The organism is Streptomyces sp. UW30 (assembly GCF_008042075.1).
Lineage (GTDB): Bacteria > Actinomycetota > Actinomycetes > Streptomycetales > Streptomycetaceae > Streptomyces.
This window is the reverse complement of the sequence record NZ_RDBN01000033.1, coordinates 65,012-85,968: the sequence shown is the minus strand read 5'-3', so window position 1 is coordinate 85,968 and position 20,957 is coordinate 65,012. Positions and strand designations below refer to the sequence as shown.

Annotated in this window: 21 protein-coding genes and 1 pseudogene; 8 read left to right on the top strand and 14 right to left on the bottom strand. The window is 71.1% G+C overall.

Features of this window, described 5'->3' with window-relative positions; translation table 11 throughout:
- Positions 1 to 35 precede the first annotated feature (35 nt).
- Genes EAO75_RS15625 through EAO75_RS15615 form a run of 3 tightly spaced genes read left to right on the top strand, consistent with a single transcriptional unit; the run spans position 36 to position 2,451 of the window.
- Entirely contained in the window at positions 36 to 824 is a 789-nt protein-coding gene (locus EAO75_RS15625; protein WP_147995670.1) for an ABC transporter ATP-binding protein, read from the top strand.
- Positions 811 to 1,704 carry an ABC transporter permease gene (locus EAO75_RS15620; RefSeq protein ID WP_147995669.1) on the top strand — a complete coding sequence of 298 codons (894 nt, stop codon included), beginning with the start codon at positions 811 to 813 and terminating at the stop codon, positions 1,702 to 1,704. Before EAO75_RS15625 ends, EAO75_RS15620 begins: the two co-directional genes overlap by 14 nt.
- Positions 1,705 to 1,710: 6 nt before the next feature.
- Positions 1,711 to 2,451 carry a sirohydrochlorin chelatase gene (locus tag EAO75_RS15615; RefSeq protein WP_147995668.1) on the top strand — a complete coding sequence of 247 codons (741 nt, stop codon included), beginning with the start codon at positions 1,711 to 1,713 and terminating at the stop codon, positions 2,449 to 2,451.
- 57 nt (positions 2,452 to 2,508) lie between these two features.
- Here the strand turns inward: EAO75_RS15615 and EAO75_RS15610 are convergent, their stop codons facing one another.
- The 4 genes from EAO75_RS15610 to EAO75_RS15595 form a co-directional block, all read right to left on the bottom strand.
- The gene (locus tag EAO75_RS15610; RefSeq protein WP_147995667.1) at positions 2,509 to 2,799 is read right to left on the bottom strand and encodes a hypothetical protein; all 291 of its coding nucleotides are present in this window, start codon (positions 2,797 to 2,799) and stop codon (positions 2,509 to 2,511) included.
- Between the two features lie 182 nt (positions 2,800 to 2,981).
- Positions 2,982 to 3,998 (bottom strand): ketopantoate reductase family protein, encoded by a 1,017-nt coding sequence (locus tag EAO75_RS15605; RefSeq protein WP_147995666.1) that lies wholly within the window; start codon positions 3,996 to 3,998, stop codon positions 2,982 to 2,984.
- Between the two features lie 2 nt (positions 3,999 to 4,000).
- The gene (locus EAO75_RS15600) at positions 4,001 to 4,375 is read right to left on the bottom strand and encodes a DUF4440 domain-containing protein (protein WP_147995665.1); all 375 of its coding nucleotides are present in this window, start codon (positions 4,373 to 4,375) and stop codon (positions 4,001 to 4,003) included.
- Positions 4,368 to 4,916, bottom strand: a complete 549-nt coding sequence (locus EAO75_RS15595) for a DUF1697 domain-containing protein (RefSeq protein ID WP_147995664.1) — start codon at positions 4,914 to 4,916, stop codon at positions 4,368 to 4,370. The genes EAO75_RS15600 and EAO75_RS15595 overlap by 8 nt, the downstream gene beginning before the upstream one ends.
- Before the next feature lie 344 nt (positions 4,917 to 5,260).
- Here EAO75_RS15595 and EAO75_RS15590 point away from each other — a divergent pair, with 344 nt between their 5' ends.
- A complete protein-coding gene (locus EAO75_RS15590; RefSeq protein WP_147995663.1) occupies positions 5,261 to 7,528 on the top strand; it encodes an MMPL family transporter in 2,268 nt (755 codons plus the stop codon).
- Positions 7,529 to 7,595: 67 nt separating this feature from the next.
- Here the strand turns inward: EAO75_RS15590 and EAO75_RS15585 are convergent, their stop codons facing one another.
- Positions 7,596 to 7,916 (bottom strand): hypothetical protein, encoded by a 321-nt coding sequence (locus tag EAO75_RS15585; RefSeq protein ID WP_147995662.1) that lies wholly within the window; start codon positions 7,914 to 7,916, stop codon positions 7,596 to 7,598.
- A gap of 199 nt (positions 7,917 to 8,115) precedes the next feature.
- Between EAO75_RS15585 and EAO75_RS15580 the strand changes: the two genes are divergently transcribed.
- Entirely contained in the window at positions 8,116 to 9,066 is a 951-nt protein-coding gene (locus EAO75_RS15580; RefSeq protein ID WP_147995661.1) for a zinc metalloprotease, read from the top strand.
- An 80-nt stretch (positions 9,067 to 9,146) separates the two neighbouring features.
- Here EAO75_RS15580 and EAO75_RS15575 read toward each other — a convergent pair.
- From EAO75_RS15575 to EAO75_RS15555, 5 genes and pseudogenes are all read right to left on the bottom strand, one after another.
- Positions 9,147 to 10,389, bottom strand: a pseudogene (locus EAO75_RS15575) (glycosyltransferase).
- A 4-nt stretch (positions 10,390 to 10,393) separates the two neighbouring features.
- The gene (gene erm / locus EAO75_RS15570) at positions 10,394 to 11,173 is read right to left on the bottom strand and encodes an ErmE/ErmH/ErmO/ErmR family 23S rRNA (adenine(2058)-N(6))-methyltransferase (protein WP_147995659.1); all 780 of its coding nucleotides are present in this window, start codon (positions 11,171 to 11,173) and stop codon (positions 10,394 to 10,396) included.
- 313 nt (positions 11,174 to 11,486) lie between these two features.
- On the bottom strand, positions 11,487 to 12,770 hold the full coding sequence (locus EAO75_RS15565; RefSeq protein WP_147995658.1) for an ABC transporter substrate-binding protein: 1,284 nt from the start codon (positions 12,768 to 12,770) through the stop codon (positions 11,487 to 11,489).
- Positions 12,770 to 13,603 (bottom strand): carbohydrate ABC transporter permease, encoded by an 834-nt coding sequence (locus EAO75_RS15560; protein ID WP_147995657.1) that lies wholly within the window; start codon positions 13,601 to 13,603, stop codon positions 12,770 to 12,772. Before EAO75_RS15560 ends, EAO75_RS15565 begins: the two co-directional genes overlap by 1 nt.
- A complete protein-coding gene (locus tag EAO75_RS15555) occupies positions 13,600 to 14,535 on the bottom strand; it encodes a carbohydrate ABC transporter permease (RefSeq protein ID WP_147995656.1) in 936 nt (311 codons plus the stop codon). Before EAO75_RS15555 ends, EAO75_RS15560 begins: the two co-directional genes overlap by 4 nt.
- A 168-nt stretch (positions 14,536 to 14,703) precedes the next feature.
- Here EAO75_RS15555 and EAO75_RS15550 point away from each other — a divergent pair, with 168 nt between their 5' ends.
- Positions 14,704 to 15,567 carry a phosphotransferase enzyme family protein gene (locus tag EAO75_RS15550; protein ID WP_147995655.1) on the top strand — a complete coding sequence of 288 codons (864 nt, stop codon included), beginning with the start codon at positions 14,704 to 14,706 and terminating at the stop codon, positions 15,565 to 15,567.
- A 61-nt stretch (positions 15,568 to 15,628) separates the two neighbouring features.
- Here the strand turns inward: EAO75_RS15550 and EAO75_RS15545 are convergent, their stop codons facing one another.
- Positions 15,629 to 16,543, bottom strand: a complete 915-nt coding sequence (locus EAO75_RS15545) for a LysR family transcriptional regulator (RefSeq protein WP_147995654.1) — start codon at positions 16,541 to 16,543, stop codon at positions 15,629 to 15,631.
- 94 nt (positions 16,544 to 16,637) lie between these two features.
- Between EAO75_RS15545 and EAO75_RS15540 the strand changes: the two genes are divergently transcribed.
- Positions 16,638 to 17,645, top strand: a complete 1,008-nt coding sequence (locus tag EAO75_RS15540) for a DMT family transporter (RefSeq protein ID WP_147996019.1) — start codon at positions 16,638 to 16,640, stop codon at positions 17,643 to 17,645.
- Positions 17,591 to 18,154, top strand: a complete 564-nt coding sequence (locus tag EAO75_RS15535; RefSeq protein WP_147995653.1) for a YbaK/EbsC family protein — start codon at positions 17,591 to 17,593, stop codon at positions 18,152 to 18,154. Before EAO75_RS15540 ends, EAO75_RS15535 begins: the two co-directional genes overlap by 55 nt.
- On the opposite strand, the gene EAO75_RS15530 is transcribed toward EAO75_RS15535, so the two are convergent.
- The 3 genes from EAO75_RS15530 to EAO75_RS15520 form a co-directional block, all read right to left on the bottom strand.
- Positions 18,141 to 18,806 (bottom strand): nitroreductase, encoded by a 666-nt coding sequence (locus EAO75_RS15530; RefSeq protein ID WP_147995652.1) that lies wholly within the window; start codon positions 18,804 to 18,806, stop codon positions 18,141 to 18,143. The genes EAO75_RS15535 and EAO75_RS15530 overlap by 14 nt on opposite strands.
- A 61-nt stretch (positions 18,807 to 18,867) precedes the next feature.
- Positions 18,868 to 19,605 carry a 3'-5' exonuclease gene (locus EAO75_RS15525; protein WP_147995651.1) on the bottom strand — a complete coding sequence of 246 codons (738 nt, stop codon included), beginning with the start codon at positions 19,603 to 19,605 and terminating at the stop codon, positions 18,868 to 18,870.
- A 122-nt stretch (positions 19,606 to 19,727) separates the two neighbouring features.
- Positions 19,728 to 20,957, bottom strand: a 1,230-nt coding sequence (locus tag EAO75_RS15520) for an SAV2148 family HEPN domain-containing protein (RefSeq protein WP_147996018.1), incomplete at its 5' end; no start/stop codon positions are given.

Genomic DNA, 20,957 nt, shown 5'->3' with positions numbered 1-20,957 from the left:
CACCGCACCCGATGAGTTCACAGGAGGTGACGACCATGGCAACCGCCCTCGCCAAGGCCGCCGACACGGCTGCGTCCGTGGAGCACGCCGCGCGCATCGACCACGTCTCGAAGTCCTTCGCCGGCCCCGCCGGACAGCAGCTCGTCCTCGACGACATCACGCTCGACGTCGCGCCCGGCGAGTTCGTCACCCTCCTCGGCGCGTCCGGCTGCGGCAAGTCGACGCTGCTGAACCTGGTGGCCGGGCTGGACCGGCCCAGCGCGGGCAGCATCACGACCGACGGCCGCCCGGCGCTGATGTTCCAGGAGCACGCCCTGTTCCCGTGGCTGACCGCGGGCAAGAACATCGAACTCGCCCTGAAGCTGCGCGGGGTCGCCAAGGCGGAGCGGCGCGAGCGCTCCGAGGAGCTCCTCGAACTGGTCCGCCTGAAGGGCGCGTACGGCAAGCGGGTGCACGAGCTGTCCGGCGGTATGCGCCAGCGCGTCGCCATGGCGCGGGCGCTCGCCCAGGACAGCAAGCTGCTGCTGATGGACGAGCCGTTCGCGGCGCTGGACGCGATCACGCGCGATGTACTGCACGACGAGCTGACCCGTATCTGGCGCGAGACGCAGCTGTCCGTCCTGTTCGTCACGCACAACGTGCGTGAGGCAGTGCGCCTCGCCCAGCGCGTCGTCCTGCTGTCCTCCCGCCCGGGCCGGGTCGCCCGGCAGTGGACGGTCGGCATCCCGCAGCCGCGCCGCATCGAGGACGCCGAGGTGGCCGAACTGTCCCGGGAGATCACCGAAGAACTGCGTGGGGAGATCCGCCGCCATGGCCAGCACTGAGACGACCGCCAAGGACGGCGGCAACGATCTCGCCGGGCTCGAAGCCGGCCTGGACGCCCTGGAGACGGTCCAGACGAGCCGTACGCCGTTCCGCAGGACCCTGACGCAGAAGATCCTCCCGCCGATCGTCGCCGTCGCGCTGGTGCTGGGCATCTGGCAGCTCCTGGTGTCGACGGGTGTCGCCGACGACCCGACGAAGCTGCCCGCGCCGTCCGACGTGTGGGGGGAGCTGCGCGAGGCCTGGCTGCAGGGCACCCTGCACGAGTACATCTGGACGTCCGTCTCGCGCGGTCTGCTCGGTTTCCTGCTGGCGCTGGTCATCGGCACGCCGCTGGGCCTGCTGGTGGCGCGTGTGCGGTTCGTGCGCGCGGCGATCGGGCCGATCCTGTCCGGCCTGCAGTCCCTGCCGTCCGTGGCGTGGGTGCCGCCGGCCGTGATCTGGCTGGGCCTGAACGACCGGATGATGTTCGCGGTGATCCTGCTGGGCGCGGTCCCCTCTATCGCCAACGGGCTGGTGTCCGGCGTCGACCAGGTGCCGCCGCTGTTCCTGCGGGCCGGCCGCACGCTGGGCGCGACGGGTCTGAAGGGCACCTGGCACATCGTGATGCCGGCCGCGCTGCCCGGCTATCTCGCGGGTCTGAAGCAGGGCTGGGCGTTCTCCTGGCGTTCGCTGATGGCCGCGGAGATCATCGCGTCCTCCCCCGACCTCGGCGTGGGCCTCGGCCAGTTGCTGGAGAACGGCCGCAACACCAGTTCCATGTCGATGGTGTTCTTCGCCATCCTGCTCATCCTGATCGTCGGCATCGCCATCGACCTGCTGATCTTCAGCCCGCTGGAGCGGTGGGTGCTGCGCAGCCGCGGTCTGCTGGCAAGGAGCTGAAGCCCGATGTCCATGAAGCCGGTTCTCCTCGTCATCGCCCACGGCAGCCGCGACCCGCGGCATGCCGCGACCGTGCACGCCCTCGTACGGCGGGTTCGGTCGCTGCGCCCGGACGTACGGGTGGAGACCGGCTTCCTGGACTTCAACATCCCGTCCGTGCAGGGCGTGCTGGAGTCGCTTGCGGCTCAGGGCGTGCGGGACGTCGTGGCGCTGCCGTTGCTCCTGACCCGCGCCTTCCACGCGAAGGCCGACATCCCGGCGGTCCTGAAGGACGCGCCGCCGCAGCTGCGGATCCGGCAGGCGGAGGTCCTCGGCCCGTCGCCGCTGCTGTTGTCGGCCCTGGAGCGGCGCCTGTACGAGGCGGGGCTGACGCCCGCCGACAAGTCCTCGACCGGGGTCGTGCTGGCCTCGGCGGGGTCCACCGACCCGGAGGCGATCGCAGTGATCGCAGAAATCGCGCGGGAGTGGCGGCACACCGGTTGGTGCGCCGTGCGGCCTGCGTTCGCCTCCGCATCTCTTCCTCGCACCGAGGACGCCGTGAGTGAGCTGCGCGCACTCGGCTGCGAGCGGGTGGCCGTGGCGCCGTACGTCCTGGCGCCCGGCTTCCTCCCGGACCGCATCGCCCGGGGCGCGGCCGACGCGGACGTCCTGGCGGACGTGCTCGGGGCCGCGCCCGAGGTGGCGCGGGTCCTGCTGGATCGGTACGAAGCGGCGCGGGTACCGGTGTTGACGGCCGTCGGCGCCTGAGCGCCTGACACCCGGGGCAGCCCGAGGGCGCCGGTGCGCGGCGCCCTGCGTCACCCCTCACACGTCCAGTACGCGGCCGATCTCCTGCACCAGGATCAGGCAGCCGCCGCCCGCCGCGACGCCGATGCCGATCGCCTCCAGGGCGAAGCGGATCCGGCCGCGGTTGGCGGGCAGGCCGTCCTGCGCGGCGTACAGCAGCTCGTTGAGGATGATCTCCCCCTGCGGGACGAGCACCGGCTTCTCTATGCGCAGCCGCTCGACGAGACGCTCGGCGAGACGCAGCACCGCGGCGGGGTCGGACCCGTCGTGGGCCGAGCCGTCGAAGTCGCGCATGTTGTAGCTGCTCACTGTCCCGCCTCCTGTGGCTTGCACGGCCGAGCGCACGGGCGGCGTGCCGCCGCCCCTGGTGGGACGGGTTCAGGCGCACCGCCCACCGCGGTGACCTGCCCTTCCCGCCGTCCTGCCGCGGATCACCCTAGGGACAACGGCAGCCGTTTGTCCCGTGGTTGGACCGAGCCGCGGTCAGATGATCAGCGTGTGTTGACGACCGCCTCGTGAGCCAGCCGCACCAGCTCGCCCACCGGCATCGATCCCGGGGCCCGCCGTTCGCGCGCGAAGGTGTTGGCGAGGTGCTGGAACAGTTCGTTCAGCGGGGTCGGTACGCCGTGCAGACGGCCCAGCAGGGCGATCTCGCCGTTGAGGTAGTCGGCCTCGATGGTGCCGGTGCCGCGGTTGAGGGACTGCCAGGAGGAGCCGCCGCCGCGCGGGGCGCCGTCGAGGGGGACGAGGGTGACCTTGTCGCCCCGTACCTTCTGCTGTTCCTCGGTGCTCACGTACGCGATCCCGGCGGCGTCCAGCACGGCCACGCCCTCGGCCCGCACCTGCCGCAGCAGCGCCGCCGCCTCCTCGCTGTCGACCGGCCCGGTCACCGCCTCCAGGGCGTTGCCGAGGTTGGACAGCAGCTTGGCGTACTGCCAGCGCGCGATGTCCGCCACGACCGGCGCCTCGAAGTGCGACTTCTCCAGGTCGGCGGCCACGAGGCGGGTGGTCTCGTCGGTGCCGTGCGGGTGGCGGCCGAGGTGCAGGATGCCGGTGAGGGGGCTGCCGGCCGCGGAGACGACGCCGGGTTCGACGTACGTCGACGGCAGCCAGACGCAGACGCCGTGGACCCGGCGGAACAGGCGCAGGGCGAGCCGCTTGCCCTCGACGCCGTTCTGCGCGCAGAACAGGGGCAGCCTCTCGGCGGCCGTGCCGCCGCCCCTGACGGGGACCGGACCCCAGGTCCGCAGCGCGGCCACGCTGTCCTGTGTCTTCACGGCGAGGAGGAGGACGTCGTCGGGGCGCAGTTCCCCGAGCGCGGCCGGTCCGTCGACGACGGGCAGCCGGTGGGTCAGCTCGCCCTGGGGCACCCTGAGCCGCAGCCCGTGGTCCCGTAGGGCCTCGTGGTGCGCGCCCCGGGCGACGAGGACGACCTCGTGTCCCGAGCCCGCGAGCCGTCCGCCGATGACGCCGCCGACGGCTCCGGCCCCGATGACGATGTAGCGCAAGGTCAGTTCCCCTCGGTGCTGAACGGTGTCCCCTGATGGAAGTACATCTGCCAGCCGTCGTCCGTCCGCCGCCAGAGCGAACTGCGGTGTGCGTGGCCGCCGTTGTACACCGTGTCGAAGGTGAGGTGGACGACGTCCGGGGCGAGCCGGACGCCCTCGATCCCGGAGGTGACGACGTACCGGTCCGCCGGGTCGGTGTCCGCGGGCAGGCGGGCCAGGGTCGACTCCCGGTCCCAGCGCCGTCCCGACGAACCGAACTCGTGGAACTCGGGGTGCAGCAGCGCCCCGAGCTGTTCGGGCGAGCGGCGGACCTCGGGGTCGAGCAGCCTCAGCTCGCCCTCGATGGCGGCCCGTACAGCGCAATCGTGTTCAGTCACCTGTCATCTCCACAAGCTTCACGACGGTGTTCCAGTTACGGCTTGTGGCGATCAAACCCTTGTTGAGGCGGGGGCGCGACAGCATTTCGGCGAGCTTGGAGCGGCCCAGGCCATTCGGGGCGTACAGGTACAGCGCGCGGTCGCCGAGCCGGAACTCCTCCGGGAGGAAGGCGGCCTGGTCGATCTCCGCGAAACGCTCGGCGTCGACCGGGGCGGAGAAGTAGGTGACATGGAGCTGCTTGGGCTCCAACTCGGCTGCGGGGAAGGGGCAGTTGTCGGCGATCGCCCTGAGGTAGGCATGGTCGCGCACGATGACGTCCACGGCGAAGCCGAAGTGCTTCTCGATCGCCGACGCGAGCTCGGCGGCCAGCGAGTCCTCGTCGCCGTGGTCGGAGGCGAAGACCGCCTGGCCGCTCTGGAGATAGGTGCGTACGCCGTCGTGACCGAGGTCGGTCATCAGGGTGCGCAACTCGGCCATCGGGACTTTTCTGCTGCCGCCCACGTTGATCCCGCGCAGCAGCGCCGCATACGTCGTCGTCATCCGGCCACCTTATGGCGCTGTGACCGGCTGGGTCCGGCCGTCGTGCCCCGTGGGGGTGGGCACGACGGCCGGACCCCGTAAGTTACTTACCGGTCAGCATGAAGCACAACCTCTTCCGCCTGATCCGCCACACCGTTCCCCCTGATCCGCTCCCCCGACCCGACCGGATAGATGTAAGGGACCCCCATCCTCCCCAGTGGGGAGAGCCCGGGGTTCGAGCGGATGATTTCCGGCCGCCGGACATCACCGGGCAGCACGACGAGATGGCTTTATCCGGCCCATACCTTCGAAACGTAAGGAGGCGGCAGGGGGCCGCCACCGCAAGACGAGGGGGCAAGCCCATCATGGGGAACGGAGAAACGCGGGTACGGGGCCTCGCCGCCCGCGCCGGCGGCTGGAGCGCCCGCCATCGATGGGCTGCCGTCGGCATCTGGGTGCTGTTCGTCGTCCTGGCGATGGGGCTCGGTTCGGCGGCCGGCCGGGTCGACGTCAAGGACAGCGACCAGCTGAAGGGCGAGACGCACACCGCCGCCAAGATCATCGAAGACGCCGGGATCGAGGAGCCGGCCAGTGAGACCGTCCTGATCCAGGCGAAGGACGGTTCGCTGAAGGCCACCGACAGCGAGTTCCGGGCCGCCGTCACCGCGGTCGTCGGCGCGGTCGAGGGCACCGGCAAGGTCACGGACGTGACGTCGCCGTACGACACACAGACGATCTCCAAGGACGGCCGCAGCGCGCTGGTGCAGTTCGACATACGCGGTGACTCCGAAACCGCGGGCGAGCGCGTCGAGCCGGTGCTGAAGGCGGTCGAGGACGTCCAGAAGGACCATCAGTCGCTGCGGATCGAGGAGATCGGCGGCGCGAGCATGATGAAGACGTTCGACGACGCGTTCGGGGACGACTTCCAGAAGGCCGAGTACTCCGCGGTGCCCGTGGCCCTCGGCATTCTGCTCATCGCCTTCGGCGCGCTGGTGGCGGCCCTGCTGCCGGTGCTGCTGGCGGTCACCGCGATCATGGCGACGATGGGCCTGATGGGCATCGTCAGCCATGTCATGCCGATGAGCGACACGGCGAACTCCGTGATGCTGCTGGTCGGTCTCGCCGTCGGCGTCGACTACTGCCTGTTCTATCTGCGCCGTGAGCGCGAGGAACGCCAGGCCGGCCGGGACGCGCAGACCGCGCTCCAGGTCGCCGCCGCCACCAGCGGCCGGGCGATCATCGTCTCCGGCGTCACGGTGTGCGTGGCGATGGCGGGCATGCTGTTCACCGGGCTCGCCGAGTTCGAGGCGATGGGTCTGGCCTCGCTGATGGTCGTGGCGGTCGCCATGGTCGGGTCGGTGACGGTCCTGCCGGCACTGCTGTCGCTGCTGGGCGAGCGGGTCGAGAAGGGCAAGATCCCCTTCCTGCACCCGGACAGCAAGCTGCGTCGCAACCGGGGCCAGGGCAACCGCGAAAGCCGGTTCTGGACGGCCGTACTGAAGGGCGTCCTCGCCCGGCCGGTCATCTCGGTGGTGGTCGCCGCCGGTGCGCTGCTGGCCATCGCGGCTCCCGCGGTCGGCATGAAGACGCAGAACCTCACACTGGACCAGGAGTTCGGCGACTCGCTGCCGATCGTGCAGACGTACAACCGGGTCAACGAGGCCTTCCCGGGCGGCTCGGAGCCGGCCGAGGTGGTCGTCAAGGCGAACGACATCAACGCTCCCGAGGTGAAGTCCGCGCTCGCCGACTTCCGTGAGCGGGCGATCAGTTCGGGTGCCTCGCGCGGCCCGGTCGAGATCAAGCTGCACGACCAGCAGAACGTCGCCTTCGTGTACGTCCCGCTGGTCGGCGGCTCCGACCTCGACAAGGCGGGCGCGAGCCTGGACAAGCTGCGCGACGACGTACGCCCGGCCACGCTCGGCAAGGTGGACGGGGTCGAGGCGCCGATCACCGGGCAGGTCGCCGGCTCGAAGGACTTCAACGACCAGCTGGCCGGAGCGGTCATCCCGGTCTTCGCCTTCGTCGTGGTCTTCGCCTTCGGCCTGATGCTGCTGTCCTTCCGCTCGCTGACGATCGCCGTCACGTCGATCGTGCTGAACCTGCTGTCGGTGGGCGCGGCGTACGGCATCCTCGTCGCCGTCTTCCAGCACGGCTGGGGCGCGTCCCTGGTGGGCGCGGAGGGCGTCGGCGCCATCATCACCTGGCTGCCGCTGTTCCTCTTCGTGATCCTGTTCGGCCTGTCGATGGACTACCACGTGTTCGTGGTCTCCCGGATCCGCGAGGCACGTATGCGGGGCCGCAGCACGAAGGACGCGATCCAGCACGGCGTGGTCACCACGGCCGGCGTCGTCACCAGCGCCGCGGTCATCATGGTCGCCGTGTTCGCGATCTTCGGCACGCTGTCCATGCAGTCCATGAAGCAGATGGGCGTGGGCCTCGCGGCCGCGGTCCTCATCGACGCGACGATCATCCGGGGCGTGTTGCTCCCGGCGGTCATGGCGCTGCTGGGCGAGCGCAACTGGTACCTGCCGAAGTGGCTGAACCGCCTGCCCGACCTGACCCACGACGAGGCCCCCGAGGCCGTGACGCGTGACAAGGCCCGGGACGACGAGGGCGAGCGCGTTCCGGTCTGACCCGACCCGCCATGGCCGAGGGCCCGTTGACTCCGGGGGAGTCAACGGGCCCTCGACGCGTGCCTCCTCAGTCCGTGAGGCGACGCACCTCCAGCACGGCCTCGTCGCAGCGCACAATCTCCAACTCCCGCTCCGGGCGGACTCCTTCGAAGGTCAACAGGACATGACCGTCCGTCACCAGCCGCCAGTGACCGGGTACGGCCGCGGGAGCGTCGCCGCGTCCGAGGGGATGGTCGACGAAGGCGCCGTCGGGTGCGAACTCCATGCCGCGGCGTCCGCGGGCCGGCGGGAACGGGTAGTCGTCGGGCCGGTAGACCCGCACGTCACCGTGATCCTCCTCGTAGGAGTGGATCCAGGACCGGAACAGGTCCGCAGGGGGCTCTCGCATGACCCGGCCACCTCGCTCACTTCCGTGCCGCAAAAATTGCCGGTCTTCTCCACCAATGCCTAGGATTATCAGTGTATGGGTACAGGGGGAGCGGGCAACCGAGCATGCCGACCGGCGCCCGGCCCCCACAGCGCGTGTCCGACGCGCAGTTCCGCAGCCGAGCGCGCGGCAAGTCCAACACCTTTCTAGGGACGTAGCCATGTCCGATGCGCAGTCCTATCTCCGCGCCACTTCCGCCGACTACAGCCGCTGGTGCGGCGCCATGGAAGTGCACCGCCGACTCCTCACCGTGAATCCCGAATACGCCGACAACCGTGCTCTGATCGAGAACACCGCGTTCGGCTACGAGACGAAGCGGCGGGAGGCCGCCCGGCAGGGCGTCATCGACGTTCCCGTCGTCGTGCACGTGGTGCACAACACCCCCGAACAGAACATCGACGACGCCCAGATCCTCAGTCAGATCGACGTCCTCAACCAGGACTTCCGCGCGGCCAACCCCGACGTCAACCAGGTGCCGCCGGTGTGGCGGGACCTGGTGGCCGACGTGCGCATCCAGTTCCATCTCGCCCAGACCGATCCGCTGGGCCGGACCACGAACGGCATCACGCGGTCCCAGACCTCGAACGCGGACTGGGACACGGACGATCTGGTCAAGTTCAGCCTGAGCGGAGGACGCGACGCCTGGCCCGCGGACGTCTACCTGAACGTCTGGGTCTGCCGGCTGCGCCGCGGGCTGCTGGGTTACGCCCAGTTCCCGGGTGGCGCCGCATCCACGGACGGCGTCGTCATCACGCACACCGCCTTCGGTACGCGCGGCACCGCCGCCGCGCCGTTCCACGGCGGCCGCACGGCCGTGCACGAGATCGGCCACTGGCTCAATCTGCGCCACATCTGGGGTGACGACGACGAGGGGTGCAGCGGCAGCGACTTCGTGGCGGACACGCCCAACCAGGCCGGGCCGAACCTCGGTTCACCGAACTTCCCCAGTACCACCTGCGGCAACGCCCCGAACGGCGACATGTTCATGAACTACATGGACTACACCGACGACGCCGCGATGTTCATGTTCACCAAGGGCCAGGCTGCCCGGATGGACGCCACTCTCGACAACGCGCGTCGGACCCTCAGCCAACAGGCCGTCACGGTGTGACGGACCTCCGCCGCCGATGTGATGGCCGCCCCTGAAGTGGGACGGCCATCACGGCGATGAGCTCGGCGAGCCGCCCCGGACTAGCCGCGCGGAGCGAGCAGTTCGGCCTCGATGAGGTCCGCGGCGCGCTTCGTGCCGCCCTCCTGGGCCATCTCGGCCTGGATGGCCTTCAGGCGCCGGGCGACCTCCGGGTCGTCGGCGAGGGTGAGGGCGGCAGCGCGCAGGGTCTCGGCGGTGGCCTCCTCCGTGGGGATGTGGCGGGCGACGCCGAGGGACTGGAGCATGTCGGCGTTGCCGAACTGGTCCACGGCCTGCGGTACGGCGATCATCGGGGTGGCCGTGGCCAGGCCCTCCTGGCTGCCGCCGGCGCCCGCGTGGGTGACGAACAGGTCGGCCTGCTTCAGGATCGCCAACTGCGGGACCCAGGTGCGCACTTCGACGTTCGGCGGGATGTCGCCGAGCTCGGCGGGGTCGACGTGCCTGCCGACCTGGAGCACCAGGTGCCAGCCCGGCAGGCCGGCGAAGGCGCGCACGCACTCCCGGTAGAAGGCGGGCTGCTTGGTGAAGCTCGACCCGAGAGAGACCAGCGCGACCTTCTCGGCGCCCTCCGGACGCTGCCAGTCGCCCTCTGCGGTGCGGTCGCCCTGGCAGGCGCCGACGAACGTGTACGCCTTCTCGTCGACGCGGTCGGCGTTGGGCTGAAGGGCCCGCGGGATGAGGACGAGCGAGCGGTCGGGCCGGCCGGCGAAGGGGTCGGGGTGCTGGGTGATGCCGTTCTCCTCCAGCCACGTCCCGAAGCGCCGGTAGTACGCCTGCCCGCGCTCGGACTTCTTCGGCTCCGCCCACATCGGCTCGGCGACCTCCTCCTCGTAGCCCTCCCAGGCCACGAGGTTCGGCGAGAGCGAGATCGCGGGCACGCCCCAGCGGTGGGCCAGGACGCGGGCGGGGTACGAGGTGATGTCGTGCAGGACGAGATCCGGCTCGTCCCCCTCGTACGCCTCGATCAGCTGCGGCAGGGCCTGGATCGCGTCGGCCAGGAACGGCTCGACGTTGTCCAGCAGGGTGCTCCCCCAGGCCTCCGGGTCGGCGTCGGGCCCGGGCAGCGTGGAGTTCCACAGCTTCGGCTCGGCGCCACTGCCGGCGACCTTCTCGGCGAAGGCCGGCGGGATCGCGTACGTGACCCGGTGCCCGCGTGCCACGAGCTCCCGGATCACTTCGAGGCTGGGGTTCACGTGACCGTGGGCGGCGATGGAGAACATGGCGATGTGAGCGGGACTGGTCATGACTCCGACACCAATCGAGACGATACGTCTCGTGCAACATACCTTCATCGCGCCAGCACCTCGTGCAGCCTCAGCCACGCCCCCGGCGGCACCTCGCCGACGAGGACCCTCGCATCGAGGCCGGCCGCGCGGAACGCCGCGTCGACCCGCCGCCTCGGATGCGCCCGGCACAGCGACGCCTGCAAGGAGCCGCCGACGCCGGAGAAACCGAGCTCGACCAGGCGCCGCCAGCTGTCCCCCGCGCGGGCGTCGAGCAGAGGCGTGCGGCGCCGCGAGATCCGTACGATCCCGGCGTCCACGCGCGGCACCGGCCGGAAGCTGTGCCGCCCGACCCGCCCGACCAGCCGCCACTCGTGGCAGGGCCAGGTCAGGATCGTCAGCCGGGTCCAACTGCCGTAGTCGCCCGTGCGTTTGCGGGCGTACTCGAGCTGGGTGAGGAGCGTGGCGTCTGTGAGGGCGGGCGCCCGCAGACACCACTCGACGATGGCGGCGGTGCGGGAGAAGGGCACGTTCCCCGCGACGGAGAACGGCGTGCCCGGAGGGCGTGCGGTGAGGAAGTCCTCACCCACGACACGGACTCGGGGGGTGTCCGAGAAGCGCGAGCGCAGGGCGGGGACGAGCCGTGGGTCGATCTCGTAGGCGAGCAGGCGCCGGCAGCGCGGGGCGAGCAGCTCGGTCAACGCGCCCTTCCCGGCGCCGACTTCGAGCAAGAGGGGTGCCTCGCGTCCGTGCGGTACGGCGAGCCGGGCGAGTCGTCCGGCGGCGGCGCGGTCGGCGAGGAAGTTCTGGGAGAGCGCGCGGGATGCGCGGGTGGGGCGGGCCATGGCCTGCGGTCCTTGTCTTCCGTGGAGTGGGAAAAGGGCAGACGAAGGCCCTGACCGGAAGACAGGAGGCGGGAAGCAGCAGGCGGGACGCTGGAAGCGCAAGCTCAGAGCTGAAGCTGAGGAAAACGGATCCGCCGTGGATCAGCGCGCGTGACTCCCCGGGCCGGTCAGGGCTCCGGGGCCGCGGCGCATCCGTGGGGAGTGCGCGTAGCCCCGGCCGTGACCGGAGAAGAGGATCGCGTTGTTCGCTGCCACGGACGGCACGTTAGGCGGGGCCGGGTGACGCGGACAACCGAATTACGGCGGCCCGGCGTCAGCGCTGGTAGCGGGCCAGTACGAGGTTCCCGTCCTCCTCCAGCCGCGCGCGCAGTTCGGCGAGGCCGATGGCCCCGCTGTAGTACTCCTGGAAGGCGGGCGTGGCGATCTTGTCCTTCCACTCGGGGTAGCCCCGCACCGACTGAGCGGGCGCCGAGCGCAGGTGGGCGGCGAGGGCGGTGCCGGTGGCCCAGTCGTGCTCGGTGGTGTGCAGGGCGGGGTCCTTCAGGGCTTCGGTCCCGGTGGGCAGCATCCAGTCACCCAGGGCCAGCCGCACCATGTTGTCGGGGCGCAGCAGGAAGTCGATGAACTCGGCCGCCTCCCGCTGGTGCGGGCTGTCCTCGGCGATGGACAGGGTCTGCGGGCTGACGCCCTGGCTGAGCCCGTCGGCGCCGGCCGGGGCGGGCAGCACCTGCCAGTCGAAGCCCTTCGGGGCCTGCTGCACGATCTGCTGGCGGTACGAGAAGCCGAGCGGGACCATCGCGTACCTGCCGCCGAAGAAGCCGGGCAGGGTGTCCGAGCCGCCGCTGCCCAGGGTCGTCGGCGAGGCGCTGCGGTCGGCGTTGACCTGGTCGTGGACGGTGCGTGGCATGACCTGGTCGGCCGCCTCGAAGCGGACGGTCACCTTGCCGTCGGGGCCCCGGTGGAAGAGCTGTCCGCCGGACGACAGCGAGAGGTTGAGGGTGGCGGAGACGGGCTCCTTGAGCGGCCAGGCGACGCCGTACTTGCCGTCCCCGCCGAGCTGTTCGGTGATCGTCCGGAACTCGGCCCAGCTCCACGGCCGTTCGGGGGTGGGGATGCGTACGCCGGCGCCCTTCAGCCACTTCGCGTTGGCGACCAGCACCCGCGGCTCCTGGAGGAACGGCACGCCGTAGATCCCGTCCCCGAAGGTCGCCGTGTCCCAACTGCGCTGCGGGACGTCGGACTTGAGCCGCTCGGGCAGCAGGTCGGTCAGATCGGCGAGATAGCCGCCGTACGCGAAGTCCGCGAGGTCGTCCGAGGCGTCGTGGATGATGTCCGGCGCCTCACCGCCCTCGAAGGAGGTCAGCAGCTGGTCGTGAACGCCGTCCCAACTGCCCTGGACGTACTCGACGTTGACGTCCGGATGGGCTGCGTTCCACTCCTCCACCAGCTCCTTGTTGACCTGGACGGACTCCTCCTGCCAGGCCAGGGACTGGAAGCGCAGGGTGATCCGGCCGCCCGCGCTGTCGCCGTCGTCGCCGCTGCACCCGGCGAGCAGCAGCATCAGGGCCAGGCAGCCGGGCAGCAGTCTCCTGCGCATCAGTTCTTCACCGCCCCGGTGAGCATGCCGCCCGTGATCCGTCGTTGGATGAGCGCGAACACGACCAGTGAGGGCAGCGTCGCGAGGAACGCGGCGGCGGCCAGCGGGCCGAGGTCGGCCACGCCCTCCGCGCCGATGAAGTGCGTGAGGACGACCGGCAGGGTCTGTTTCTCGGGGGTCTTCAGCAGCACCAGCGCGAAGAAGAACTCGTTCCACGCCGTGACGAACGCGAACATCGCCGTCGCCACGATTCCGGGTGCCAGCAGCGGCGCGGTCACCGAGACCAGGGTCCTGAGGCGCCCGGCCCCGTCGACCGCCGCCGCCTCCTCCAGCTCCGGCGGCACCGCGCGGACGTACCCGACGAGCATCCACAGCGCGAACGGCAGCGCCCACACCACGTACACCATGATCAGCCCCGGCATCGAGTTGATCAGCCGCAGGTTCTTCAGCACCAGGAACAGCGGGATGATCACCAGCACCAGCGGGAACGCCTGGCTGACGACCACCCAGCCGGTCGCCGCCCGGGCGAGCGGGGTGCGGTGGCGGGCCATGACGTACGCCATCGGGGTCGCGAGCACCACGGCGACGAGAGCGGCGCCGAGCGCGGCGATCAGGGAGTTGAGCGCGGCGTGCAGCAGGGGCTGTTCGTCGAAGGCCTGGCGGAAGTTGGCGAGGGTGGGGTCCTTCGGGATCCAGGTGGGGTGCAGACTGCCCACCTCGCGCGGGGGTTTGAAGGCCGTGGAGATCAGCCAGAGGAAGGGGAGGGCGAGGAAGAGGAGATAGGCGAGCAGGGCGACGTACTGTCCGGCGCGGGCGCTTCGGCTGGTCCTCATGCCTCGTCGCCTCCCTTGAGCCGGCCGGCCAGGAAGAGGGCGAGGAGGATCGAGATCACCGCGACCATCACGCATCCCATCGCCGCCGCGTAGCCGAACTGCCCGTAGCGGAAGGCCTCTTCGTAGGCGAAGAGCATGGGCAGGCGGGTGCGGCCGCCGGGGCCGCCGCTGGTGAGCACGTAGACCAGGGCGAAGGAGTTGAAGTTCCAGATGAGATTGAGCGCCGTGATGGAGAGGGCGACGGGCCGCAGGGCGGGCCAGGTGACCGTGCGGAAGCGGCGCCAGGCGCCGGCGCCGTCCACGGCCGCCGCCTCGTGCAACTCGCGCGGGGTGTTCTGGAGGCCGGCGAGCAGGGCGACCGTCGTGGTCGGCATGCCCGCCCAGATGCCGACGACGATGACGGCGGGCAGGGCGGTGCCGAGTCCGCTGAGCCAGTCCCGGCCGTCGCCGAGGCCCAGGTCGCGGATCGTCTCGTTGAGGATGCCCGCGTCGGGGTTGTAGACCAGCCGCCACATGACGCCGACGACGACCTCGGGCATGGCCCACGGGACGATCGCGAGGGCGCGGGCCAGCCAGCGCAGTCGCAGGTCCTCGTTGAGGAGGAGGGCGAGGCCGAGCGCCAGCAGGAACTGCGGGACGGTGACACCGACCGCCCAGACCAGACCGATCCGGAACGACTCCCAGAACAGCGTGTCGTGCAGCAGATCCCGGAAGTTGAGCGCGCCGATCCACTGGGTGGGCTGGGTCCGTCCGGACTGGGCGTCGGTGAAGGAGAGCAGGATGCCGTAGAGCAGCGGACCGACGCTCAGGACGAGGATGGGGATCAGCGCGGGCAGTACGAGGAACCAGGCGCCGTGGTCCATGACGCGCCGTCGCCCCTTGCCGCCCGGCGCGCGTCTCACCGGCCTCTCCGCCTCGGTCACCAATGTCACGGAATCAGCCCCTTTGCGCGGCTCGAGTGGGCCCCGTCATGGTCGTGAAGGCGCCGTACCCCGTCAAGGCCGCGCGCACGCGGTCCGACCTGTGGAAATGCGAGACTGGGCGCGGATGGCGGGAATCCGACGCCGTCCCTGGAACAGGCGACCCCACGGAGGCGGACGATGGACGAGGCACGGGCGCGGGACGTACTGGCCGCGGCGGACGTACTGTCCGTTCCGGCGCGGGACGCCCGGCTGCTCGCCCTGGGGGAGAACGCGGTGTTCGCCGCCGGTGACCTGGTCGTCAAGGTGGCCCGTGACGCCGAACTCCTCGACCGGGCGCGGCGCGAGCTCGACATCGCGGTGTGGCTGGAAGAGGCGGGCGTGCCGGCGGTGCGCGCGGCCGAGCCGAAGGCACTGCTGGTGGAGGGTCATCCGGTGACCGTGTGGCACCGGCTGCCGGATCCGGTACGGCCCGCCGAGCCACGGGATTTGGCCGAACTGCTACGGGTGGTGCACGCCCTGCCCTCGCCCTCCTTCGATCTGCCGCCGCGGGAGTTGCTGGGCGGGGTGGAGCGGTGGCTGCGGCTGGCCGGCGGCGCGATCGATCCGGCGGACGCGGCGTACCTGCGGGAGCGGCGGGACGGTTTCGCCGCCGCGGCGGCGGGGTTGACGCCTCATGTGACGCCGGGCCCGATCCATGGGGACGCGTTGCCGCGCAATGTGCATGTGGGGGCGGACGGGCCGGTGCTGGTCGACCTGGAGACCTTCGCCTTCGATCTGCGTGAGCACGACCTGGTGGTCATGGCTCTCTCGCGGGACCGGTACGGGTTGGCCGCGGCGGCATACGAGTCGTTTGTCGAGACCTATGGCTGGGACGTGCGGGAGTGGGAGGGCTGTTCGGTGCTGCGCGGCGCGCGGGAGACGGCGAGTTGTGCGTGGGTCGCTCAGCACGCGTCGAGCAACCCGAAGGCGTTGGTGGAGTTCGAGCGGCGGGTGGCGTCGTTGCGGGACGGGGACGAGACCGTGCGGTGGCATTCGTTCTGAGCGCCCGACCGCCCGCCGAGCCGAGGATCGAGGGCTTCGGCGCGTCTCTTCGCCGTCGCCCTCACTGTTCTGGATGCTCCGCGTACTGGATGCCGCGCGCGGCTCGGCGCAGCTCGGTCAGGACGGTGCGGACCGCTGTGCGGGCCGTGCGTTCGGGGCGGTAGAGGGCATCGATGTGGCGTCTTGCCTGGACGCCGCTCAGGGGTCTCAGGGCCAGCGCGGGATGCGGTCGCATCGTCCAGCGTGGCATCAGGGCGATGCCGCCGCCGGCCGCCACCACCTCGGCGACCACCGCGAACTCGTTGATGCGATGGGCCAGTTGGAGGCGCCGCCCGGCCGCGGCGGCGATCGCTTCGATGACCGCCAGCACCGGGAAGCCGTCGTGCACCGTGATCCACGGCTCGTCCGCCAGGTCGCGCGGAGTGACCCGGCGCTTGGCGGCCAGGGGGTGGCCGGCGGGCATGGCCACGTCCAGCGGCTCACGCAGCAGCGTCGTCGCGGCCACCGTGTCCGGCCAGGGCGGGGCGTGGTCGAGGCGGTGCGCGAGGACGATGTCGTACTCCCGGGTGAGCCGGGGGAAGTCCTCCTGCGGCACGTCCTCGTCGGCGAGCCGCGGCACGGGCTTGCCCGGTCCGGCCAGTGCGCGCACCAGCAGCGGGAAGAACGCGGTGCCCGCGCTGTGGAACGCCGCCACCGACACGTCCCCGTCCGGCCGCCCGACGAAGTCCTCGACGGTGTGCCGCGCCCGCGCGAGCGCCGTCTCCACCTCGACGGCCGCGCCCGCCAGCGCCTGCCCGGCCTCGGTGAGCACCAGGCGCCGCCCCTGCCGCTCGGTGAGCGGCACCGGGATCGCCCGCTGGAGCAGCCGTAGCTGCTGGGAGATCGCCGACGGCGTCACCAGCAGTGCCTCGGCGACCGCCGTGACACTGCCCAGTTCGCCCAGCTCCCGCAGGATCCGCAGCTGCCGTTCGTCCATCGCCTCAGTGTAGGGCGACGATGTAGGTCTGCTAAATGATCGTTTTAGAAAGTGGTACTGGGCTTCAAGGACACACCTGGTGCACCGTGGGCAGGTGTCCGACGTCCGCCGTACCGATGCGGTACTTCTCCTTGTCGCGCTCGTCTGGGGTTCGAGCTACCTGTCCGCCCAGACGGCCACCGCCGCGCTCCCCGTCCTGCTCGTGCTGTTCGCCCGCTACGCCCTGTCCGCGCTCGCCTGCCTCGGTCTGCTCGCCTCCCGGCGGCGCGAGGCACGCGGCTGGACGCGTGACGAGATCCGTACCGGGCTGCCTCTGGGCTTGACCCAGGCGGCGGTCCTGGTCGTGGAGACGTACGGTGTCGCGCACACCAGCGCCGCGAACGCCGGCCTCATCATCAGCCTGACCATCGTCCTCACCCCGCTCCTCGACCGCGGCGGCCACCGCGGCGCGCTGCCTCCCGCCTTCTTCGCCGCGACCGGCGTCTGCGTCCTGGCCGTCGGACTGCTGATGTCCGGCAACGGCTTCCACGAGCCCCGCCTCGGCGACCTGCTGATGCTCGGCGCCGCGCTGATCCGGGCCGGGCATGTCGCGCTCGTCGGCCGCATGACCGTGGGGCGGGCGATCCGTCCGTTGCAGCTGACGACCGTGCAGACGCTCGTCGGCACCGCCCTGTTCCTGCCGGCCACGGCCCACGACCTGCCGACGCTGTTCCACGCCGACCCGGCGATCTGGGCCCAGCTCGGCTATCTCGCCCTGCTGTGCAGCGTGTTCGCCTTCCTCGCCCAGACCTGGGCCGTGCAGCGCACCTCCGCCAGCCGGGCCAGCCTGCTGCTGGGCACCGAGCCGGTCTGGGCCGTCGCGATCGGCGTGGCCCTCGGCGGCGAACACCTCACCCCCCTCACCGGCCTCGGGGCGGCCCTCATGGTCGCCGGCACCTATTGGGGGCAGTCGGTGGAGCGGGCGCATCGACAGGTGCCCGAAGACCGGCCACCCCCGGCCCACGACTCGCCCCATGCCTGTGACCAGGACCACGACAAGGACTCCGCATGCCCGAGCACACCGGCCACGACGTCCCCCACCACGACACTTACGACCACCTGATCTCCCTGCTCGACTCCGCCGGCGCCGACCATCGCGTCATCGACCACGAGCCCGAGGGCKGCKCCGAGGCCGTCTGCGCACTGCGCGGGCACCCGGCGTCGCAAGCCGCGAAGTGCATCGTGCTGCGGGTCAAGGTGGACCGCCGCACCACCCGTCACGTCCTCGCGGTCGTCCCCGGAGACCGGCGGGTCGACCTGGACGCCGTCCGGGCGCTGTTCGACGCCCGCTACGTCGGCTTCAGCGACCCGGAGACCGCCGAGCGGCTGGCCCACGCCGTGCCCGGCACCGTCCTGCCGTTCAGCTTCGATCCCGACCTCGAAGTCGTCGCCGACCCGGACGTCGTCGCGCAGCCGAAGCTGTACTTCAACGCGGCCAGGCTCGACCGCTCGCTGCTCATCTCCGGCGCGGACTACGAGCGGCTGGCCAAGCCACGCATCGAGCGCATCGCGGCGGCGGCGTCGGCACAAGCACCGGCACCGGCACCGGCACCGGCGGTCACACCCCGATGAAGCTCACGGTCTCCGTCATGTCCGCCCGCCCCGTGCGCAGCGGTGGCACGCCGTCCTTCTCGAATCCCACCGCGACACCGCACAACAGCACGAGCCCGTCACCGGCTCCGACCGTCTGACCGACGGTCCTGCGGTACATCGTCCACATCACCTGGGGGCAGCTGTGCAACCCCTCCGCCCTCAGCAACAGCATGACCGTCTGGAGGTACATCCCCGCGTCCGCCCACTGTCCGGGCCCCATCGTCCGGTCGAGGTAGCAGAACAGGACGACCGGCGCCCCGAACGCCTCCGAGTTCAGGGCGGCGATCTTCATGGGTCTGTCGATGTCGTCACGCTCGATGCCCAGCGCTTCGTACCGCTGGGCGGCCGCGGCGGAGAAGCGGTCGAGATACGGCGAGGTCAGTGCGGCCGGGTACATCGGGTACTCCCGCTCGTCGCCGGGGTCTCCCGCCCGTGCCCTGGCCGTGGCACGCCTCTTCAGTTCGGCCAGGGGTTCGCCGGTGACGACGTACACATGCCATGGCTGGAGGTTCCCGCTCGACGGGGCACGTGTCGCCGCGGCCAGCACTCGGTCGAGTATCTCCTTGGACACCGGTTCATCGCTGAACGCCCGCACGGCCCGGCGACTGTCCACGGCCTCGTACACGTCCACGTCTCGTCGTCCTCTCGCTCGGCACGCCGGCAAGGCAGTTGACGCAGACGGTCACGGTCGCTCAGACCGTCTCGCCCGCCACCGTCTCCCCCGCCGGCTCCCTCAGCGGCCAGGTGCCGTCGACCACCGCGGTCGGGTCGCCCTTGCGGCGCAGGAAGTCCTGGAAGTCCGCCGCCCACTCGGCGTACCACTCGATCTGGCTGCGGTGCAGTTGCGCCGGGCCGAGGGCCGCGATCTTGGGGTGGCGGGTGGCTATCGCGCAGGCGAGCCGGGCCGCGGCGAGGGCGTCGGCGCCGGCGTCGTGGGCGGAGTCGAGTGCGATGCCGTACTCGCGGCAGACCGCTTCGAGGTTGCGCTTGCCGCGGCGGTAGCGGTCGGCCCAGCGGTCGATCGTGTACGGGTCGATGACCGGGGCGGGGTCCTGGCCGCCGAGGCGGTCGCGCAGGGACGGCAGTCCGTACCGCCGCAGTTCGGCGGAGAGCAGGCTCAGATCGAAGGCGGCGTTGTACGCGACGACCGGCACGCCCGTCTTCCAGTAGGTGACCAGGACGTCCGCTATGGCGTTCGCCACCTGGTCGGCCGGGCGGCCCTCGGCGGCCGCGCGTTCGTTGCTGATGCCGTGTACCGCGACCGCGTCCGCCGGGATCTCCACGCCCGGATCCGCGAGCCACTCCCGGTGCCCGACCGGCTGCCCGTCCCTGACCTCGATCACGGCGCCGGTGACGATGCGCGCCTCGCGCGGATCCGTACCGGTCGTCTCCAGGTCGAAGCCGATCAGCAGCTCACGGTGCCAGCCCATGGGCGGTCCCCCTTCTTGGTGGTGCGTTCCCCCAGTGGTCTCCACCTTCGCATGCGCCACTGACAATCAGAGGACCGCATTCCGCTTCCCCGCTCCGCGGCCTCATGCCGGTTCGGGACAGTTCAGGACACCGGTCGCGAATCCGCCCACATGAGTTCGAACTCCTCGCGATAGGTGGGGAAGAGACCGCCTTCGTCGATCTCGTCCGTCTTGACCACCCTGTTGCCGTTGCGCAGCACCAGGGCCGGCGCCTCCAGCCCCCGGGTCTGCCGCAGATAGGTCTGCACGACCGCGACGCCGTCGGAGCCGTCGCCGTCCACGAGGTACGCCGTGAAGCGGGGCGTCTCGTCGAAGACCTGGATCTCGAAGGCGCCCGGGTCGCGCAGCCGGGACCGCACCCGGCGCATGTGCAGGATGTTCATCTCGACCGCGCGGCTCAGCTCGCCGCGCTTGATGCCGAGTTCGCGTTCACGCCGCTTGACCGCGCTGGAGGCCGGGTTCAGGAAAAGCAGCCGCATCCGGCAGCCGGACTCGGCAAGGCGCACCAGGCGGCGCCCCGAGAAGTTCTGCACAAGGAGGTTGAGGCCGATGCCGATGGCGTCGAGCCGGCGTGCGCCGCCGAAGATGTCCTCGGCGGGGAACTGACGCAGCAGCCGCACCCGGTCGGGATGCACGGCGACGACGTCGGCATAGCGGTCGCCGACCAGGTCCTCGACCGCGTCGATGGGCAGCCGGCGGGCCGAGGGCACATCGCCGCTCTGGCCGAGAACCTCCAGCAGCCGGGCCGAGGCGCGCTCGGCCTGGTTGAGGACCGCCTCGGACAGGGCCCGGTTGCGCGAGACGACGTTGCGGGTCACCTCGAGCTCGTCCAGGGCGAGTTCGACATCCCGGCGGTCGTCGACGTACGGCTCGAAGCACGGCCAGTGCTGCACCATCAGCTCACGCAGCTGCGGCAGTGTCAGGAAGCTGAGGACGTTGTCGTCGGCGGGGTCCAGCAGATAGCCCTTGCGGCGGCTGACCTCGCGTACGGCGACCGCGCGCTGCACCCACTCCTGGCCGGCCGGTCCGGCGGCCGCGACCACCCACTCGTCGCCGTGGACGGGTTCGTAGATGGGGCGCAGCACAGCGGCCACGACCGCCCGCAGCCGCTGTTCGACGAGGTTCAGCCAGATGTAGGCCCGGCCGGCTCGTTGCGCGCGCGTACGTACCTCGCGCCAGGCGTCGGTGTCCCAGTCCAGCTCCGGGCCGATGGAGTTGGTCTCCATCGGCCGGGCCAGGGACACCGTGCCGGGTGGGACGTCTGTGGAGTTCCCCTCGTGACCCTCGTCACCAGGYGGCAACTCCAGCCCTCC

Bases quoted from the DNA above. Each gene is read 5' to 3' on its own strand.
- EAO75_RS15625 (WP_147995670.1), top strand. From the start codon at position 36: ATGGCAACCGCCCTCGCCAAGGCCGCCGACACGGCTGCGTCCGTGGAG.
- EAO75_RS15620 (WP_147995669.1), top strand. From the start codon at position 811: ATGGCCAGCACTGAGACGACCGCCAAGGACGGCGGCAACGATCTCGCC.
- EAO75_RS15615 (WP_147995668.1), top strand. From the start codon at position 1,711: ATGTCCATGAAGCCGGTTCTCCTCGTCATCGCCCACGGCAGCCGCGAC.
- EAO75_RS15595 (WP_147995664.1), bottom strand. From the start codon at position 4,916: ATGACGACGACGTATGCGGCGCTGCTGCGCGGGATCAACGTGGGCGGC.
- EAO75_RS15590 (WP_147995663.1), top strand. From the start codon at position 5,261: ATGGGGAACGGAGAAACGCGGGTACGGGGCCTCGCCGCCCGCGCCGGC.
- EAO75_RS15585 (WP_147995662.1), bottom strand. From the start codon at position 7,916: ATGCGAGAGCCCCCTGCGGACCTGTTCCGGTCCTGGATCCACTCCTAC.
- EAO75_RS15580 (WP_147995661.1), top strand. From the start codon at position 8,116: ATGTCCGATGCGCAGTCCTATCTCCGCGCCACTTCCGCCGACTACAGC.
- erm (WP_147995659.1), bottom strand. From the start codon at position 11,173: ATGGCCCGCCCCACCCGCGCATCCCGCGCGCTCTCCCAGAACTTCCTC.
- EAO75_RS15565 (WP_147995658.1), bottom strand. From the start codon at position 12,770: ATGCGCAGGAGACTGCTGCCCGGCTGCCTGGCCCTGATGCTGCTGCTC.
- EAO75_RS15560 (WP_147995657.1), bottom strand. From the start codon at position 13,603: ATGAGGACCAGCCGAAGCGCCCGCGCCGGACAGTACGTCGCCCTGCTC.
- EAO75_RS15550 (WP_147995655.1), top strand. From the start codon at position 14,704: ATGGACGAGGCACGGGCGCGGGACGTACTGGCCGCGGCGGACGTACTG.
- EAO75_RS15545 (WP_147995654.1), bottom strand. From the start codon at position 16,543: ATGGACGAACGGCAGCTGCGGATCCTGCGGGAGCTGGGCGAACTGGGC.
- EAO75_RS15525 (WP_147995651.1), bottom strand. From the start codon at position 19,605: ATGGGCTGGCACCGTGAGCTGCTGATCGGCTTCGACCTGGAGACGACC.